The organism is Vibrio fluminensis (assembly GCF_015278125.1).
Taxonomy (GTDB): domain Bacteria; phylum Pseudomonadota; class Gammaproteobacteria; order Enterobacterales; family Vibrionaceae; genus Vibrio; species Vibrio fluminensis.
Genome location: NZ_JADILO010000035.1, coordinates 64,613 through 82,483 on the forward strand (window position 1 = coordinate 64,613; position 17,871 = coordinate 82,483).

Sequence of the window (17,871 nt, forward strand, 5' to 3'; positions counted from 1 at the left end):
GGGTGGTAATGAGAGCTATCAAGTAGATAGCTCTAAATACGATTAATTCTATCTACCAATCGACACCTTTGAGCGCTTTGACGCCGGATTCGAAAGCGTGTTTGACGTTTTTTACTTCAGATACGGTATCAGCCATCTCAATTAGAGTACGATGCGCCGCACGTCCGGTGATAACGACAGATTGCATTTTCGGACGATTATTGAGTGCTTCAACCACTTCATCAAGATCAATGTAGCCGTAAGTCACCATGTAAGTCAGTTCATCAAACAAAATGACATCAATAGACTCATCTTGCAGCATGCGTTTGCACTCTTGCCAAACCAACTGAGCCGCTTCAGTATCGGCTTGTTTATTTTGAGTTTCCCAAGTAAAACCGGTCGCCATGACTTGAAATTCAACCCCTAATTTTTCTAGCAGGTTGCGCTCACCGTTGTCCCAAGTACCTTTAATAAACTGAGCTACTGCGCATTTTTGACCATGACCAACAGCACGAGCGATAGTGCCAAAACCTGAAGTAGATTTGCCTTTACCGTTACCAGTGATGACCAAAATTAAACCTTTAACTTCGGTTGCAGCAGCAACTTTGGCATCTACCTGCTGTTTCACTTTCTCTTGTCGCGCTTTATGACGTTGTTGTTTGTCGTTTTCTGTCATGTTGCTAATTCCTTTTTTCGATTCGCTATTCTCGCTATGATAGACCAACCTAAGGTTAAGAAAAACCATTGATAATTCAGGGGAACGAATGAAAAGGATATTGGTTGTCTGCATGGGAAATATCTGCCGTTCACCAACGGGTGAAGCGGTATTGCGTGCGAAAGCAAAGCAAATGGGGATTGATGTGGAAGTAGACTCAGCGGGTACGATTGGTTATTACCAAGGTAACCCACCCGATGAACGTTCGCGACAAGCGGGCGAGCGTCGTGGTTATTCATTTAAAGGCATTCGTTCTCGCAAAGTCGAACTACAAGATTTCGCCTACTTTGATTTAATTCTGGCGGCGGATAATGACAATTTAAGTGATCTCCAAACAATCTGCCCTGCAGAGCATCAGTTTAAATTAAAACTCTATCTGAGTTTTGGCGATTCGGAGCATCAAGAAATACCGGACCCATATTATGGTGGTGAGCAAGGATTCGAATTGGTATTAGACTTGTTGGAAGACGCAGCGGAGAGCGTACTGCGTCAGTTATAACTGGGATAATTAGGCAGCCATGATCCGGCCATTGAAATAGTCATTCGTAACAATGTATTCAGTGTTACGGATGACTTCATCTTGTACTTCTGCCCAATTTTGTCCGTTTGCCTCGCCGCAAGGCACCACGCCACCAACGCGGATATTAAAAGGGCCGAGTTCTTTTGCCCAACTTTGGGTAAACCCGGATACAAATGAGGAAGCATTATCAAAACCTGCCATATCCTCATAGTTGGTGTAGCCAATCACATTTACAATCACACCGCACTTATTCTCTTGTCTCATTCTATCGGCAGATACCTGCCCAAAGCCAAACAATGTACTTGCCATTGAAGATAAATTCATAGCAAAAGTATCGTAAGCCGAATGCTCAAATATGTTCGGGATTGCTTTGGTAGTAAAAGTATTGATTAAAACATCAGGCGAGCGTCCTAATGAACTCTCTATAGATTGGAATAGGTGTCGAATAGATGAAATGGAGTAGTCTCTAACTTCAAATCTATGCACATTATCATTGGTAGTACGGCAACGTTTATAGGTTTCATCTAGCAGGCGTTTGTCACTATCACATAGAATAATGTGCGCACCAAGAGATGAAAAATGAGCGGCGAGCGTACTTCCAACTCTAGAACCAGCAGAGGTCACTAACACAACTGCATTGTCTACTTTCATACCTTTACTCTCCATCTATTGGTGACAAAAATTTCTGTCCACAAAGAATGGTTGATTTATTGTTATTTAGATGTGAATAACATCAAATAAGCTGTGAGTATGTTGTACGAGTTGTCGATTTTTTGCGTCCATTCACAAACTCGGAAACCTAAAGATAGAATGGATAAATATGTGCTAGAGGTCGCAATTAGTTAGGCTTGCGTTTGAATTTGAAAGGTTCTTTTTGCTTCAACTAATTGATTATAAAGATCAAAAGGCATGAGTTTTTTCGGCTCTTTCTCACCAAGTTGCCGCTGTTGATGTAAAGACAGGTTGTGGTAAACCTCTTCTGGGAGTGTGTGAGTTTGTTCCGGAAGGTAAACCAGAGCCTCTGGCATTAAATAGTGGGCAAGTTTTGCGCTCGCTAAGCCGCCTTGATGAAATTGGTGCGCTTGTTGTGCCGATATTTGATATGAGCTTTGATCGGCCTGTAGCTGCTGGGGAAGTTGTAAATCAAAACGTTGACGTAGGGCTTGGTCAGTAATCTCGATATTATCAATTTGTTCTACAGGTGTGTTATCACGCACATCACTTGAGAACATAGAAAGCAACAAAGCGAAGTCAGCACGACGCCCTTCGTGAACGGCATGGTTAATTCCCGTACCGAACTTAAGTTCGTTAATAGCACTGATGTTATTGATCGCGTCGATTTGCATTGCGTCCCTCACTTTCCAGTTAAGTTAACGGCTAAGTGTTGGGAAACTTTAAGTAAATTTTGCCTATAAACGAAAAAAGCCTGCTGGATGCAGGCTTTTGAAATTTTGCGTAACCGCTGGATTACTTAGCTAGGTTCTCTGCTACGAAATCCCAGTTAACTAGAGCCCAGAAACCGTTCATGTAGTCTGGACGAACGTTACGGTAGTCGATGTAGTACGCGTGTTCCCATAGGTCAACAGTTAGAAGCGGAGTTACGCCTTCTTCTGTTAGAGGAGTAGCCGCATTTGAAGTGTTAACGATTTCTAGAGAACCGTCAGCTTTCTTAACTAGCCAAGTCCAAGATGAACCAAAGTTGTTGATTGCTGAGTCAGTAAACTTAGCTTTGAACTCTTCGAAAGAACCAAATGCAGCGTTGATTGCATCTGCTACAGCACCTGTTGGCTCACCACCAGCATTTGGCGCAAGACAGTGCCAGTAGAACGTGTGGTTCCAGATTTGAGCTGCGTTGTTAAATACACCGCCAGTAGAAGTTTTAACGATCTCTTCTAGAGTCTTACCTTCAAACTCAGTACCTGGGATCAGGCCATTTAGTTTTACAACGTAAGTGTTGTGATGTTTGCCGTGGTGGAAATCTAGCGTTTCAGCTGAGATGTGTGGTTCTAATGCGTCTTTTGCATAAGGCAGAGCTGGTAGTTCAAATGCCATTGCTCGTTTCTCCATTGATATAGAAAGAGGTAACACTCTTTCAATTGCTTCCAGATGTTTATTGTTTTATCCGACCCGCGACCTTGCGTGTCGTTGTCAATTTGACTGACTTGTTGCTAGTTTATCAAGTTTTTACGTGATTAAAAGCACACGGGAGTAAATAGTTTTAGAAAAAATTCGTTTCTAACTGTTTATTTAAGCACATAAAAAACGTGGTTTTAGCGAAAATTCAGTGAAATCAGCTTGAGATTACTCATAGGTAGATAACGTGTTAAGATAGCGTGAAAACACCTTTAGTAATACCCGCAATAATTCTGTGCTTTTTATTCTTCGACAATGGTTTAAAATGTGCTGATATCTTGCAGTAACTCCATCAGAGGAAGCAATGGAAACTATTGAAAAAATCAAACAGCAAATCGCAGAGAACTCAATCCTACTTTACATGAAGGGTTCACCTAAACTACCTAGCTGCGGTTTCTCTTCACAAGCGGCTCAAGCACTAATGGCTTGTGGTGAAAAATTCGCTTACGTAGATATTCTACAAAACCCGGATATCCGTGCTGAGCTTCCAGCATACGCGCAATGGCCAACATTCCCACAACTTTGGGTTGAAGGCGAGCTAATTGGTGGTTGCGATATCATTATCGAGATGTTCCAAAAGGGCGAACTTCAGCCACTAGTTAAAGAAGCGGCTGCACGTGCGCAAGGCGACGCTGAATAATACTGTTTAAATTCACAGTTTTTCTTGATTTATAAGGGTCACATTCGATAATGTGGCCCTTATTTATTTGTGCGACTGATAGAGATCGCTAGGTACGTTATGTCACGTTTATTTATTGCTGAGAAACCAAGTTTAGGGCGAGCAATTGCTGCGGCACTTCCAGGGCCGAAAAAGAACGAACAAGGGTTTATTCGCTGTGGCAATGGTGATGTAGTGACTTGGTGTATCGGACATCTGCTTGAACAGGTAGAACCTGATGTCTATGACGAGCGCTATAAGAAATGGAATCTCAATGATTTACCGATTGTGCCAGAGCAGTGGCAGTTAAGACCGCGTAAATCAGCCAGTAAGCAATTGACGGTCGTTCGCAAATTACTCAAAGAGAGTGCGCAAATCATTCATGCCGGTGATCCAGATAGAGAAGGACAACTCTTAGTCGATGAGGTGCTGGATTACTGCAAGGTCTCTCAAAGTAAAAAGCAGAGCGCTCAGCGCCTGCTGATCAGTGACCTTAACTTACCCGCAGTGAAACGAGCAATTAGCTCAATGCGTAGCAATCGTGATTTTATTCCGTTATCTGTATCGGCATTAGCGCGCTCACGCGCAGACTGGCTTTACGGAATGAATATGTCCCGTGCTTATACTCTTTTAGGTCAGAAGGCCGGTTATCAAGGCGTGTTATCAGTGGGACGTGTGCAAACCCCCGTCTTAGGCTTAGTGGTCCGTCGCGATGAAGAAATCGAAAATTTTGTCCCACGTGACTATTTCAGTCTCCATGCACTGATCCCTTATCAAGGAGAATTTGGTGCGTTTGATATCCGTGCGAAATGGCAACCAAGTGATGCTTGTAAGCCTTGGCAAGATGAAGAAGGGCGAGTACAGAATCGTAAGCTGGTGGAAAATGTTGCCAGTCGTATAGCCAATCAACCCGCTAAGGTAACGGAGTCACAGCAAAAACAAACGAAACAAGCTGCGCCACTGCCGTACTCGCTGTCTGCGCTGCAGATCGATGTTGCCAAACGCTATGGAATGAGTGCGCAACAAGTGCTGGACACGTGTCAGTCATTGTATGAAAAACACAAGTTGATTACCTATCCTCGTTCGGATTGTCGCTACTTGCCGCAAGAACATTACGCGCAAGCGGGTAGTGTTTGTCAGGCGATTGCCCATAACGCTAAAGAGATGAGTGCTGCGGTGAATGGTGCTGATTTAGCGCTTAAGTCAAAAGCATGGAATGATAAAAAAGTCGACGCTCACCACGCAATTATACCCACGCCAAAGCAGGCTTCAGTCAATGGGTTGTCGGGCAATGAAATGAAAGTGTATCAGATGATAGCTCGTCAGTATTTGATGCAATTTTATCCGCCAGCTGTCTATGCAGAAGCTAAATTGGTGTTTGATATTGCCGGTGGCATGTTTGTGGCAAAAGGTCGTCAATTGGTTGCCGCAGGTTGGAAAGCCTTGATGGGTAAAGCGGACGATGAAGATGCCGGTGTCGATAACGTGCCGCCTCTAGCGGAAGGGACAGTGCTGACTTGCCGTGAAGGGGAAATTAAGCAGCACCAAACTGAGCCGCCGAAACACTTTACCGAAGCAACGCTGCTGCAAGCGATGACGGGGATTGCTCGTTTTGTTGAAGATAAAGAGCTGAAAAAAATTCTACGCGAAACAGATGGCCTCGGTACGGAAGCGACGCGTGCAGGTATATTAGATACGCTATTTAAACGCCAACTTTTAACTAGACAAGGCAAGAGCATTCTTAGTTCGCCAGCAGGAAGAGGTTTAATTCATGCATTGCCGAATGAGTCTACTTACCCTGATATGACCGCTAATTGGGAACATCAACTGCAGGGTATGGCAGAGCGAAATCAAGCCTACCAGCCGTTTATGCAAGCATTGCATGATCGCATTAGTGGTTTGATGACCCAAGTGAAAAGTGGTGAAGTGCCAGAGTCATTACGTCATCTGCCAAAAGTTGAACGACCAGCATTTAAACGCAAGAAGCGAACATTTGCGAAATCAGGTGCAAAAAAGCCGTCGGCGACGAAAAGTAAAGCGAGTAAGTAACAGAGGCGGCTACGTCACAAAGCCGCGCTCGAACTAATCAAATAGGTTGCCATTATCAGCGATCGCTCCGCGTACGTCATTTTGCGTTAGTACACGTTTACCAAGCTCGCTTTTCACCTGCTTGCCCAAGTCAATCAAAGCATCTCGATTGGCTTGAGTTTGGCGTTTGCCAGCACTTCGTAGGCAGTAATTCAACTCATGCGCTTCACTGAAATTCACTAGATGTCTATCCGCCATCAATACTCTCCTTATTGAGTAAAACCTCTTTAATTTTGGAAGTCGGAAGCGAATTTTCAAGCGCGTTTGATAAGTTTATAAACTCGCTTGTATAGGGAATTTCATAGCTAATTGATCACCAAGGAATTTGGCTACCATCGAAATTGATAAACTGTCCGGATTGCGCTTGGGTAAAATTAGCAATTACCTGTGTTAAGCCGTTCACTGACGTTGCAACATCAATCAGCGCATTAGGTCCACCCATCTCGGTTTGTACCCAACCCGGGTGCAGTGCCACGACGGTAAACCCTTGTGGTGAAAGGTCATTGCTTAAGCTTTTGACCACCGAGTTTAGCGCCGCTTTCGATGAACGATAGATATAACCCCCGCCTGAGGTATTCTCGGTCATACTGCCGACTTTCGATGATAAACAAGCAATGGTTGGAGAATCGCTTTGAGTGAGATTGAAATGCAGTGCTTCGACTAATTTAAGTGGCGCTATTGCATTGATTTCAAATACCTTACGCCATTCGTTGATATCCGTATTGCCAAAACCATAGCCTTTAGGACCATAGTAGCCTGCATTATTGATCAGCAGATCGAGTCGTCCAATCGTCGCACTGAGCTGTTCGAACTTGTCATAGTCGGTGATGTCGAGACAATGGCAATGCAGATTAGTATGTTTATGGGCAAGTGCGAGCAGTGGTTCGGCACTGTTGATATTACGGTAAGTGGCGTGAACTGTCGCTCCTTGTGCTAGGTAGTGATGAACAAACCCTAAGCCAATACCGCGGTTTGCACCGGTGATCAGTATCGTTTTCATTGCCTCTCCTTGGAATAGTTAAAATGGTCTAGGTCATATTGTGTTAGGGCATAATAATAAAATCAATCATGAACCATGCGGTGAGTACCATCGTGATAAACGCCAACATTGCGCCCAAGGTTCCGGCGGCAATGCCCAGCCAAAAATAGAGAGTAGAAGAGTACATAAGATTTAATTGAAAATGATAATTAATATCAATTAAATCTTTTTTGCAGCACAATTTCAAGCTGTTAACATACAGAGATACTTTGTTATTGCGATTGTCTCTATGCTTCCTATTGTTTACCACTCTATCTATTCGCAGCTTGAGCTGCCAGCAGAACACCGCTACCCAATCAGTAAATATCAGCGTTTGTATCAAGCTCTAGTAGAGAAACAGCAACAGGACTCCAATTGGCTGAGCTTGTTTGAGATTGCCCAGCCTACACCGCTAACTATTGCTCAGGTACAGCAGGTACATCGCCCTGACTACATCGAGGCGCTGTTCAATAACCAATTGCCTGCAGCGAAAATGCGCCGAATTGGTTTTCCTTGGAGTGAGCAATTAATTGAACGTACGTTAACGTCCGCTGGTGGTACTTGCCTCAGTGCGGAGCTGGCGATAGAGCATGGCTTATCTATTCATTTAAGTGGCGGTTATCATCATGCCCACTATGATTTTGGCTCGGGATTTTGTTTGATTAACGACTTGGTCTTGGCGGCTAAACGCGCACTGGAATTTCCCCACATAGACAAAGTGCTGATTATTGACAGTGATGTTCACCATGGGGATGGCACCGCGACTTTGTGCGCAGGTGAGGAGGATATCATCACGCTTTCCTTCCATTGCGATAAAAACTTTCCAGCCAAGAAGCCGGATTCCGATATCGACATCGCGTTGAGCCGAGAAACGGGTGACCAAGAATTTCTCGACCATTTCTGTAGTGTGGTGCAAACCGCAGTCAATCTACATCGTCCTGATTTGATTGTTTATGATGCGGGTGTTGATATTCATCGTGACGATGAGTTGGGCTACTTTAACGTCTCGACACAAGCGCTATTTCAGAGAGACAGTTTTTTAATCCAGTTGGCGAAAGAGAAAAGCATTCCCATGGCTTGTGTGGTTGGAGGTGGGTATCGTAGCGATCACCAAACGTTGGTCCCACTGCATATGCAGTTATTGGAAGCCGCATTTGCAAACTATACCTAAGTTGAGCTGTGTGAATCTTTGACAAAAAAGCCAGTGACGAGAATCACTGGCTTGTGTCTGAGTAAGATTGGTATTAGTTGAGCATTGAGAACCCACAAATGGTAAATAGGACGGTAGCAATTAGCCCTGTTGTGATCGCGTATGGGAACTGAGTACGAATATGGTCAATATGGTCGTTCTTAGTGGCCATTGAAGAGACAATACTGGTATCGCTGATTGGCGAAGTCATGTCACCAAAAATTGCCCCTGAAATCGCTGCGCCAATCATAAGCTGAGGGTCAATGCCAACAGCTGCACCCACTTGAACACCAATAGGGATCATAATCGAAAACGTTCCCCATGAGGTTCCAGTCGAAATTGCCATCAGAACGGAAATCAAGAATACAAACGCTGCAGAAAAACCCGATGGAATAATGCCGTCAATCGATTGAGTGATAAATGCACCAGTGTTGAGCTCACCAGAAACGTTACCCATCAAAAACGCCAGCGTCATGATTGCGCTAAGAGGAATCATCGACGCATAGCCGGCAAATAAGTGCTTAAAAAACGCATCGACGTTTAGGATTTTTCGGCTAGTGAAGTAAACAAAAGAACAGGCAGTTCCGAGCATTACTCCCCAGAATACCGAGGTTGAACCAGAACCGTTAGCGAGATCACCATTACCAGTAATGTAGAGACCGACTGGCACCATGATCGTTGTCGGAACTAGTGGGATCAAAAAGTTAAGAATTGACTCTTTGTGGTGTGCACTTTCTACCACTTCAACGTCTTCTTCTGAAGTGATCGGAAACGCGCCTTCACGCAGTTCTTGTCCTGTGAGTGCTCGGCGCTCGGCTTCACCCATCGAACCCCATTTAACGCCACTAAAGATGTAGAACAACACCGAGGCGAGAGTGAGCCAAGCCATAAAGTTGTAAACCATCGAACCCGCCAAAATACTGAAAGGTTCGCCATCGATGAAACCTTTGCTCACTTGCACACCAATCACGCCCATCATTGCCGCACCCCAGCCGTTAATCATCACGCTAGAGCAGACTGAAACACAGGACGCTTGGATCACGTAAGCCATTTTCTCACGCGCAACACCATAGCGTTTGGCTAACTCATTGGTTGAGGTACCCGCCGCCATGATGGAGATTGAGGATTCAATAAAGATAATGCTAGTGATCAGCATTGCCAACAACTGAACCGCTTTCGGATTGTTGATAATATGCGCTTTTTCTGTCAGGTAACGGACCAGTGCTTTGGTACCACCGGTCACTTGGATTAAGCGAATTAGACCGCCCACCATAAAACAGAACAAAATGGTGCGGGTTGATCCTGCCGAAGAAAAGACATCGATGATGCCATCTAAGGTTGCCGCAATGCCAGAAAAAGGGTTGAAACTATGGATAACCGTAAAGCCAACAAAAATACCCGCAAGTAGCGATAGGATGACTTGACGAGTCCAAATAGCCAGACCGATTGTGACCAAAGGTGTAATGATGGTCCAAATACCATAATCAGTCATGGATTAAGCCTCTAATGCTTGCTTAAGATCGTCAATAAGATCATCAGCATCTTCAATGCCAATCGAAAGACGTAGAGTTTCAAAGTAGATCCCCATTGCTTCGCGTTCCTCTTTTGGTACCGAACCATGCGACATAGATGCGGTGTGATTAATCATGCTTTCTACACCACCTAATGATTCCGCCAGAACGAAATAACGCAACTTACCAATGAATTGACGAACCTCAGCCTCTCCGCCAGCAAGACGAATCGTTACCACCGCACCACCAGTCTTCATTTGACGTTGACACAGTTCGTGCTGTGGGTGTGAAGCTAAGCCAGGGTAGTGAACTTCGATGACTTTGTCGTGTGTCTCAAGAAATTGTGCCACTTTCAACGCATTGGCACAGTGGCGCTCCATGCGAACGTCTAGTGTTTTTAATCCACGTAGGGATAGATAGGAATCGAAAGGCGAGGCAATGGCTCCGACTGTGGTTTTAAATGCATTCAGTTGAGCCGCGAGCTCTGAGTTGTTGGTGATAAGCGCCCCCCCAATCACATCTGAGTGACCGCCAATGTACTTGCTGGTTGAAAGCATCACCATGTCAGCGCCCAGAGCGAGCGGGCGTTGGTTCCATGCAGTTGAGAACGTATTGTCCACGCACGTCGTGATGCCGTTTGTTTTGGCTAAATCACACACCGCTTTGATATCAACCAGTTCTAGAAGAGGGTTGGTTGGTGTTTCAATCCAAATCAACGCGGTTTGCGCGGTGATCGCTGCCTCAACAGCCGCCAAATCATTGAGGTTCACATAGCTAAATGTCAGCCCCGAAGTGCGTTTGCGCAGGCTTTCAAACAGTCGATAAGTCCCACCATAGACGCTCGACATCACAATCACGTGTGCATCTTGGTTTAGGATCTCCAAAGCGAGCGTAGTTGCCGCCATGCCAGAAGCCGTGGCAGTAGCGTAAATGCCACCTTCTAATTCGGCTAATGCGGTTTCGTAAGCATGACGAGTTGGGTTACCACAGCGAGAGTAAAAGAACTCACCACTTTCCCCTAAGTTTGGCTGGACAAAAGTGCTCGCAGTAACAATTGGTGGAAAGATCGCGTTATTGCCCTTATCAGTTTGATTGCCACCGTGGATGGCAATTGTGGCAATTTTATTGCTTTTCATAGGAGATCCTATTGGGTTTCGACGTTGAGGACGATGAATATCGCATAATGTAAAGCTGAGTGAGGGGGGAACTCAATCAATTTAGAGTCAAATTTGTGAAAAGGTATCGGGGCGAATGTTTCGTTATAAGAACTATCGTCGATTCGCTGAATAATTTCAGATGGTTACTTACGAGCATGCAGCTATATAGCTGCTGCTCGGTGTTTGTTGTTTTGTTGATATGACTGATGGAAAACTAGGTTTGGCTTGAATCATCGATACAATCGAGAATCACCACACAGCCTTTGCCCGCAGCTTTCGCTTGATACATGGCGATATCCGCTTTATGGATTAAATCATCACTATCGCAGCAGGAGTCTTGGCAGTAGTGTCCGCCAATACTGGTGCTGACTTGGATTTTGACGTCAGGTTCTACTTCAAATGGGCGCTTCACCACATCCAGTAACTCATCAGCATATTGCTGCGCTTGTTCAAAAATCAGCGATTGGTGCAACAGCACCGCAAACTCATCACCCCCAATTCGCCCAATGATCGCTTGTTCGCCATAAACGGATTGAATGGCTTTTGCTACGTGTTGCAAAGCGATATCCCCACCGCGGTGGCTATAGCTGTCATTAATTGATTTGAAATCATCCAGATCGATGAATACTAAGCACACTGGATTACCCTCTTTATTGGCTTTTTTCACCGCTTCAAGGGATTTTGCCTGGAATGCGCCGCGGTTATATAGGCCAGTTAAGTTGTCATAATGGGCTAAGTAGTGAATACGGCGATCGTCGCGATTCAGTCTCAGTTGATAGGTTGCAATGCAAAGTGCTAATACAATGCTGAGTAATACGCCCAGTTGGATCATCGAACCGTGGAATGCTGTCGGATGTTGTACATCAATACGTTTTTCAAAATCCGCATAAGAAACCAATTTCCACGAAGTGGTATCATTGTTTGATACATGGAAGTCTTGGAAACAGTAGGGATTGACTCTGTCTATCGCACCGACGGATTCAACCGTCATAATGCCAGTTTCAGATTCAAGTTGACCTGAAACAGTGGTTTTGATTCGCTCGGCTAATTCGGGAAACATGGTATAAACAGTTTGATCTTGTTTGTCTTCAAACATAAAGGCAAATTCAAGATCCGGTCTTTCATCATTAAATAGGAAGTAGCCACTGTTGTTGATCAGCATGTAGTTGGTGCCGCTGTCTAGGTTAAACAGACGCAGGCCATCCATAAGATATTTTGCTAAATAGTTGATGATCACGATACCGCGCTTCTGACCTTGTTCGTCTACAACAGGGGTGGCCATACGTATCATTGGCTTGTGCGGCACTTCGATCATGCCATGTTCCATGTTCAAATCGATAGGGGAGACATAGACTTGATTGCACCCTAGTGCCAATGCCTTTTGAAAGTAGTAGCGGTGGGCTTTGTTTTGCAGTTCATCTTTGGCAATAAGGTGTGCTTTGCCATCGTAGAAATTGACGCGCACAATTTCATTACCCTCAAGATCGAGATAACGAATCTGGTCATAGATCTCTTTACGTTGACTCATTGCCAAAAGGGCATTGCTGGTATGCTGCAGCAATTGACTTTTGGTTTGTTCATCCAGTTCAGTCCCGGATTTATAGATTTTTTGCTGGCCAAGAAGATCGGCCAATAGAGCTGTTTCCTTAACGACCGAACCAATTACCCATTCGATGTAGTTTTTCTTACCTTCAAGAAGCGCGTTTTGCTCCACTTTCATATTGCTTTTTACAGATGCAAGCTCTTGCTTAGAGTGATAAGTAAAAATGCCTAGAAACAACAAAATAAACACGCTGAATAAGACGAGAAATCGGGTAAAGAAAAACTTAAAGTCAGAGGAGTTCATGGCTGCGGACAAATCGAGATAATTCAAACGCGCGTATTATAGTGATACGTGTCACATATTGGTAGCAGTAAAGCGAATTGTTTTCACGACAAAAATCTATTGAGTGTTGAACGAAGTTTACACATTTTGTTTACGCGATCAGCGGATATTGCTTAAGGTCTAGATGATTGAATTTATGGGGAGTATGCGATGGACTTTTGGCGTAAAAAAAAACGCTCGGCAAAGATCCGAGCGCATTTCAAAGCCGTTGTTATGCACTTGCTTGGCTAGCAAGACGACCTAATTCGGTGAAGGTGGTGATGTTTTGTTTGGACTCAAAACGAGCGCGTTCACCATCGCCGCAGATGATCGCTTCGACAATGCCTTTATGGCTCACCGCACTCTGCGACAAGTCATAATCGGTGTGAGTAAGCTTGATATAGCTCTTAAGTAGATTCGCGATTTGGTCGTAAATCTTAAGAAACTTAGGGCTAGTACTGATCTCAACCACTTTTCGATGCAGTTCGAAGTCCTTTTGACAGACCATCACTAACTCTAATGGTCCATTTTGGCACAACTGGCAAAACTCATCATAAACCTGACGCAGAGCCAATTTGTCTTCAGCGGTTGCTTTTTCAGCCGCCATTACCGCCGCTTGCGACTCAATTGCCACACGAAGGTGGTACAACTCCCATAAATCTTCATCAGAAAGATCGAACACTTGCCAACCCACATAGGGTTTTTGCACCACTAAACCTTCATGGGCGAGGGTATTGAGTGCCATTCGTACCGTACTACGAGAAAGTTCTAGCTGTTTTGATAAAGAACTTTCAACGATCTTTTCTCCTAGCGAAAGCTCACCACTGACGATCATATGTTTAATAAATTCAGTAGCTTGGTCTTCTAGGCTTTGTTTATTTATTTTCATTTCCCAGACTCATTAGTCACACGCATTTCAGAATATTCAAAAATATTACACCAAGTTGTGACTTTAGTCATATTTTGTCGTTTGTTTAACTGTATAATGCCGATTGTCGGACAATGGACAATTAACTGTTTAACGATAAGACAGAGTACATACAATGAAAGCAATAAAACTTTCTTCTACAGACAACGTAGCAACGCTACTTGGTGATGTAGAAAAGCACGAATTAGTTGAGATCATTTCAGCAGATAACGAAGTAATCGCAGAAATCAAAGCGCTACAAAAGATCACTTTTGGCAACAAAATTGCGCTTGGCGATATCGCAAACGATGAGCACATTTTGAAATGTGGTCACTCTATCGGTAAATCGATTGTTGAAATTCCACTCGGTCAACTTGTTCATGTCCAAAACGTTCGCAGCGAACGCCTAGACATTCCAGAAGCAATTATTGAAGAAATCATTAAGCAAATGGGGATCGAAAAATAATGACTAGCACATTTAAAGGTTACCCACGTCCAAACGGTACATTTGGTATCCGTAACAGCGTAATGATTGTTGCTATTGATGAATGTTGTGAAGGTATCGCACGTAACATCAGTAAAGAGATTGATGACTCAGTTGTTGTAACTAACCACTACACCTGTATGTATGGTGGTAACGAAGAGATGATCGATACCATCATCCACACAGCAACTAACCCGAACATCGCAGGCGTACTGGTTATCGCAATGGGTTGTGGTTCAATCGACCCACAAATGGTTGCAGAACCAGTGCGTAAAGAAGGTCTACCGGTTCATACGCTAACGGTTATTAAGAACAAAGGTACTATCGAAACAATTAAAGATGGTATTGAACTAGCAAAAGAGCTAAAAGCATACGCGGATAGCGTAGAGCGTGTTGATGCACCAGTTTCTGCACTGCGCATTGGTATCAAATGTGGCGGTTCAGACACATCAAGCGGTCTAGCTTCTAACCCATCAGTTGGCGCGGCATCTGACAAGCTAATCGATATGGGTGCAACCACAATGGCAGGCGAACTGCTTGAGCTATTAGGTTGTGAAGAGATCTTGAAAGAACGTTCTGTGACACCTGAAGTCGGTGAGAAAATCGAACGTCTTATCGCTGAAGATCTAAAACGTTGGCACGTAATCGAAGGCACTGAAACCATGTCTATCGGTAACAGCGTTGGTGGTTTAACAACTATCGATGAAAAATCTCAAGGTGCAATGCACAAGACAGGTACTCGTCCGATTCAAGACTGTTTACGTATTAGCCATGTTCACCGTGAGAAGCCAACGACGCCAGGTTTCTACCTAACGGAAACAACCATGCTATGTGGTGGTGCAGCAATGCACTTTGCTTCTCTTGGTTGTCAGCTAATTCTATGGACTGCAGGTGCTGCAGGTTTCAACAACTCAATCGTTCCAGTAATTCGAGTGTCTGGTAACAGCTCTCTAATTACGGCTGATATGGATATCAACGCTTGTGGAATCATGGACGCAACAGACACTATCGACAATGTATCGAACAAGATCATTGAGCGTGTGTTTGATGTTGCAAATGGTGAGCCGACCAACCTAGAAGGTGTTGGTTTTGCTTACGCTTCTCTGTACCAAAAAGATCAACGTCTAGAACACGTTATCGGTATTTGCCCACAATAATCACTAAGTTGTTTACCCAAGTAAGTCTTGAGTTACACAACTTAAGATTACTTGGGGATATCCCAAAGGAGTTAGTACAACTCCTTTATATGAGAATAAAAAAATGAGTAAACCTGCTCCTAATAAATCACTTGGTTTGACCATCGCTCTTGTTTGTGCTGCTCTATGGGGTGCATCGTTCCCACTTGGCGGTGTACTAGCTGGTAAGCTAGATCCTGTTGTTCTAGCGGTTGCGCGTTACGCGATTGCTACGCTAGGTTTTGTTGTGCTATTCATGTTCTCTAAGAAGCATACGCTTAAGAAAATCCAAAACAAAAAAGACGGTTTTCTATTGGCAGCGGCAGGTGTTTCTGCGCAAGCGGTATTCTTCTACTTTACTATCCTAGCTTACGAATACACTTCATCTGGTGAGATCGGCGTTATTAACGGTATGGCTCCGTTCCTAACCATGCTAGCGGTATTTGTTATCGATAAAATTAAGCCATCTGCACCTAAAGTATTTGCAGTTGTGCTATCTCTAGTGGGTGCTGGCGTTATTGCTTACGACCCATCGAACAAAATTCAAGGTCTTAACCTAGGTCACCTGTTTGCACTATTCGGCGTACTTGGCTTCGTAACTTACAACTACATTCTTGGTAAGTTCGGTTCTGATCTAAACTCTCGTTACGACACATTCTCTAGCTGTTTCTACCAATTCGGTGCAGCAACAATTGCTCTACTTGTTCTTGGTGTAGTAACGGGTGCAGACTTCGCTTCAGCTTCAGTATTGGTTGAAAATGGCAAGCACATCGGCAGTATCCTAGCGCTTGGCCTGCTATGTTCTGGTATCGCATACGCTCTATGGGAAATTGCAACACTAAAAACTCAAGACGCAGTTATCACGACAATGGCTCTAAACGTTCTACCGTTATTCGCGATGATCGTAGCTTACTTCCTACTAGGTGAGCTAATGACTCTGCAAAAACTTGCTGGTGTTGTGACTGTAGTTATCGCGCTATGTATCTACACAGTGGGTGACCGTTTCACTAAGAAAAAACCAGCTGTTCAAGAAGAAAAAGCAGCGGCTTAATTCTTAACTCAACCACGAGTTATGGCTGTCGGCATCGGGACTGACAGCCAATTCCCCCAAGAAATCAAATCGCTCCACAATTTGATTAACCCTGAAAGAACTTATTTATCTGAGTCACCTCAATATCGCTGCGCCTAGAGCGTGAGGTGACTTGGCTATCAACTGAATTATTATCAATAGTAGAGAATTACCATGCTATTTAACGAATTAAAAATTACTGAAGTAGAAGTTATCCACCTACGCGTTCCAGCTGTTGATGAAGCGTGTGAATGGGGTGAAGATGGCGTACTAATCCGCGTTCACACTAACGCAGGTATTACGGGTGTCGGTGAATCTGACAGCTCACCAATGATGATCGAAGCTTGTATCAAAGCAACACAAAGTCACGGTTCTTCTCAAGGTCTTGAGCGTCTTCTAATTGGTGAAAACCCACTAGAAATCGAACGTCTATACACTAAGATGTACAACGGCACGCACTACGCAGGTCGTCGCTCTACAATGATCCACGCTATCTCAGCAATCGATATGGCGCTTTGGGATATCGCAGGTCAGTTTTACAAAGTACCAGTATGGCAACTTCTAGGCGGTAAATTCCGTGAGAAGATCCGTGCATACGGTACATTTATCCCGTCAGCAGTGAAAGAAGAGAACGTTGCTCGTACAACTGAGTTACTGGCTCAAGGTTTCACTTCGCTAAAATTCGGTGGTGGTCCTCTAGGTAAAAACGCAGAAACTGACTACGAAATCATCAAGACAGTGTGTGAAACTGCTCGCGCTATCAACAAAGACGTTGAAATCGCAATCGACCTAGCAAGCGCATGGCGCACAGCTGGCCACACGATTGAGATGGCTAAGAAGCTAGAAGAGTTCAACCTACTATGGATTGAAGAGCCAATCACAGATGACGTACTAGCGGGTTACCGTAAAGTGTCTCAATCTACTTCGCAAAAACTTGCTGGTGGTGAGACGCTAACAACGCGTTACGAGTTCGCTAACTTCATCGAAAAATCAGGCGCAGACTTTGTTCAACCAGACGTAACACGTTGTGGTGGTATCACTGAAATGGTGAAGATCTACGACATGGCACACATGGCTGGTATGAAGCTAGTTCCACACGGTTTCTCAACCGGTATCCTGATTGCAGCAACGGTACACTTCCTAGCTTCGCGTGAGCACGGCGACCTAATTGAGTACTCTCAAAGCACAAGCCCACTGTTTACTTCACTAGTGAAAAACCAAATCGCATTTGAAGACGGTTACGTAGCAGTACCAAACACTCCAGGATTGGGTGTTGAGCTTGACGAAGAGATCATCGCTAAGTACCGCGTAAACTAATTGACGCGTCAGGATAGGAATTTGGGTCTTATCCTGGTTTATCGTCATAGTCAGCTTTGACGAAAAATTGGAACAGAAATAACGACA

At 44.3% G+C, this 17,871-nt stretch carries 19 protein-coding genes; 8 read left to right on the top strand and 11 right to left on the bottom strand.

Annotated features, from left to right (window positions below; all coding sequences use genetic code 11):
- Positions 1-52 precede the first annotated feature (52 nt).
- Positions 53-724 carry a cob(I)yrinic acid a,c-diamide adenosyltransferase gene (gene cobO, locus IRQ95_RS18800; RefSeq protein WP_194438763.1) on the bottom strand — a complete coding sequence of 224 codons (672 nt, stop codon included), beginning with the start codon at positions 722-724 and terminating at the stop codon, positions 53-55.
- A 19-nt stretch (positions 725-743) separates the two neighbouring features.
- Here cobO and IRQ95_RS18805 point away from each other — a divergent pair, with 19 nt between their 5' ends.
- A complete protein-coding gene (locus IRQ95_RS18805) occupies positions 744-1,193 on the top strand; it encodes a low molecular weight protein-tyrosine-phosphatase (protein ID WP_194438765.1) in 450 nt (149 codons plus the stop codon).
- 9 nt (positions 1,194-1,202) lie between these two features.
- On the opposite strand, the gene IRQ95_RS18810 is transcribed toward IRQ95_RS18805, so the two are convergent.
- From IRQ95_RS18810 to sodB, 3 genes are all read right to left on the bottom strand, one after another.
- Positions 1,203-1,865, bottom strand: a complete 663-nt coding sequence (locus IRQ95_RS18810; protein ID WP_194438767.1) for an SDR family oxidoreductase — start codon at positions 1,863-1,865, stop codon at positions 1,203-1,205.
- Between the two features lie 191 nt (positions 1,866-2,056).
- Entirely contained in the window at positions 2,057-2,560 is a 504-nt protein-coding gene (locus IRQ95_RS18815) for a VC2046/SO_2500 family protein (RefSeq protein WP_194438790.1), read from the bottom strand.
- A gap of 121 nt (positions 2,561-2,681) precedes the next feature.
- Positions 2,682-3,266, bottom strand: a complete 585-nt coding sequence (gene sodB / locus IRQ95_RS18820; RefSeq protein ID WP_075650358.1) for a superoxide dismutase [Fe] — start codon at positions 3,264-3,266, stop codon at positions 2,682-2,684.
- Between the two features lie 385 nt (positions 3,267-3,651).
- Between sodB and IRQ95_RS18825 the strand changes: the two genes are divergently transcribed.
- Both IRQ95_RS18825 and IRQ95_RS18830 read left to right on the top strand, forming a co-directional pair.
- Positions 3,652-3,987 (top strand): Grx4 family monothiol glutaredoxin, encoded by a 336-nt coding sequence (locus tag IRQ95_RS18825; RefSeq protein ID WP_075650356.1) that lies wholly within the window; start codon positions 3,652-3,654, stop codon positions 3,985-3,987.
- Between the two features lie 99 nt (positions 3,988-4,086).
- Positions 4,087-6,054: a DNA topoisomerase III gene (locus IRQ95_RS18830; RefSeq protein ID WP_194438792.1), complete on the top strand. Its 1,968-nt coding sequence runs from the start codon at positions 4,087-4,089 to the stop codon at positions 6,052-6,054.
- Positions 6,055-6,087: 33 nt separating this feature from the next.
- Here IRQ95_RS18830 and IRQ95_RS18835 read toward each other — a convergent pair whose 3' ends face one another.
- The 3 genes from IRQ95_RS18835 to IRQ95_RS22315 form a co-directional block, all read right to left on the bottom strand.
- Entirely contained in the window at positions 6,088-6,294 is a 207-nt protein-coding gene (locus IRQ95_RS18835; RefSeq protein WP_194438795.1) for a hypothetical protein, read from the bottom strand.
- 112 nt (positions 6,295-6,406) lie between these two features.
- Positions 6,407-7,093 carry an SDR family oxidoreductase gene (locus IRQ95_RS18840; protein ID WP_194438797.1) on the bottom strand — a complete coding sequence of 229 codons (687 nt, stop codon included), beginning with the start codon at positions 7,091-7,093 and terminating at the stop codon, positions 6,407-6,409.
- 43 nt (positions 7,094-7,136) lie between these two features.
- Positions 7,137-7,259: a hypothetical protein gene (locus tag IRQ95_RS22315; RefSeq protein WP_267254620.1), complete on the bottom strand. Its 123-nt coding sequence runs from the start codon at positions 7,257-7,259 to the stop codon at positions 7,137-7,139.
- A gap of 102 nt (positions 7,260-7,361) precedes the next feature.
- Here IRQ95_RS22315 and IRQ95_RS18845 point away from each other — a divergent pair, with 102 nt between their 5' ends.
- Positions 7,362-8,282 carry a histone deacetylase family protein gene (locus tag IRQ95_RS18845; RefSeq protein ID WP_194438799.1) on the top strand — a complete coding sequence of 307 codons (921 nt, stop codon included), beginning with the start codon at positions 7,362-7,364 and terminating at the stop codon, positions 8,280-8,282.
- A gap of 73 nt (positions 8,283-8,355) precedes the next feature.
- Here IRQ95_RS18845 and IRQ95_RS18850 read toward each other — a convergent pair whose 3' ends face one another.
- From IRQ95_RS18850 to IRQ95_RS18865, 4 genes are all read right to left on the bottom strand, one after another.
- Positions 8,356-9,792: a Na+/H+ antiporter NhaC family protein gene (locus tag IRQ95_RS18850; RefSeq protein ID WP_194438801.1), complete on the bottom strand. Its 1,437-nt coding sequence runs from the start codon at positions 9,790-9,792 to the stop codon at positions 8,356-8,358.
- 3 nt (positions 9,793-9,795) lie between these two features.
- Positions 9,796-10,947, bottom strand: coding sequence for a trans-sulfuration enzyme family protein (locus IRQ95_RS18855; RefSeq protein WP_194438802.1), 1,152 nt, complete (start codon positions 10,945-10,947; stop codon positions 9,796-9,798).
- Positions 10,948-11,182: 235 nt separating this feature from the next.
- Entirely contained in the window at positions 11,183-12,688 is a 1,506-nt protein-coding gene (locus IRQ95_RS18860) for a sensor domain-containing diguanylate cyclase (protein WP_348541631.1), read from the bottom strand.
- A gap of 376 nt (positions 12,689-13,064) precedes the next feature.
- Positions 13,065-13,721, bottom strand: coding sequence for a GntR family transcriptional regulator (locus IRQ95_RS18865; RefSeq protein WP_194438806.1), 657 nt, complete (start codon positions 13,719-13,721; stop codon positions 13,065-13,067).
- A 154-nt stretch (positions 13,722-13,875) separates the two neighbouring features.
- Between IRQ95_RS18865 and IRQ95_RS18870 the strand changes: the two genes are divergently transcribed.
- The 4 genes from IRQ95_RS18870 (at position 13,876) to IRQ95_RS18885 (ending at position 17,784) form a co-directional block, all read left to right on the top strand.
- A complete protein-coding gene (locus IRQ95_RS18870) occupies positions 13,876-14,205 on the top strand; it encodes a UxaA family hydrolase (protein ID WP_194438808.1) in 330 nt (109 codons plus the stop codon).
- The gene (locus IRQ95_RS18875) at positions 14,205-15,380 is read left to right on the top strand and encodes a UxaA family hydrolase (RefSeq protein WP_194438818.1); all 1,176 of its coding nucleotides are present in this window, start codon (positions 14,205-14,207) and stop codon (positions 15,378-15,380) included. The genes IRQ95_RS18870 and IRQ95_RS18875 overlap by 1 nt, the downstream gene beginning before the upstream one ends.
- A 103-nt stretch (positions 15,381-15,483) precedes the next feature.
- The gene (locus IRQ95_RS18880; protein ID WP_194438820.1) at positions 15,484-16,449 is read left to right on the top strand and encodes a DMT family transporter; all 966 of its coding nucleotides are present in this window, start codon (positions 15,484-15,486) and stop codon (positions 16,447-16,449) included.
- A 192-nt stretch (positions 16,450-16,641) separates the two neighbouring features.
- On the top strand, positions 16,642-17,784 hold the full coding sequence (locus IRQ95_RS18885; protein WP_075650332.1) for a mandelate racemase/muconate lactonizing enzyme family protein: 1,143 nt from the start codon (positions 16,642-16,644) through the stop codon (positions 17,782-17,784).
- The last annotated feature ends 87 nt before the right edge of the window (positions 17,785-17,871 follow it).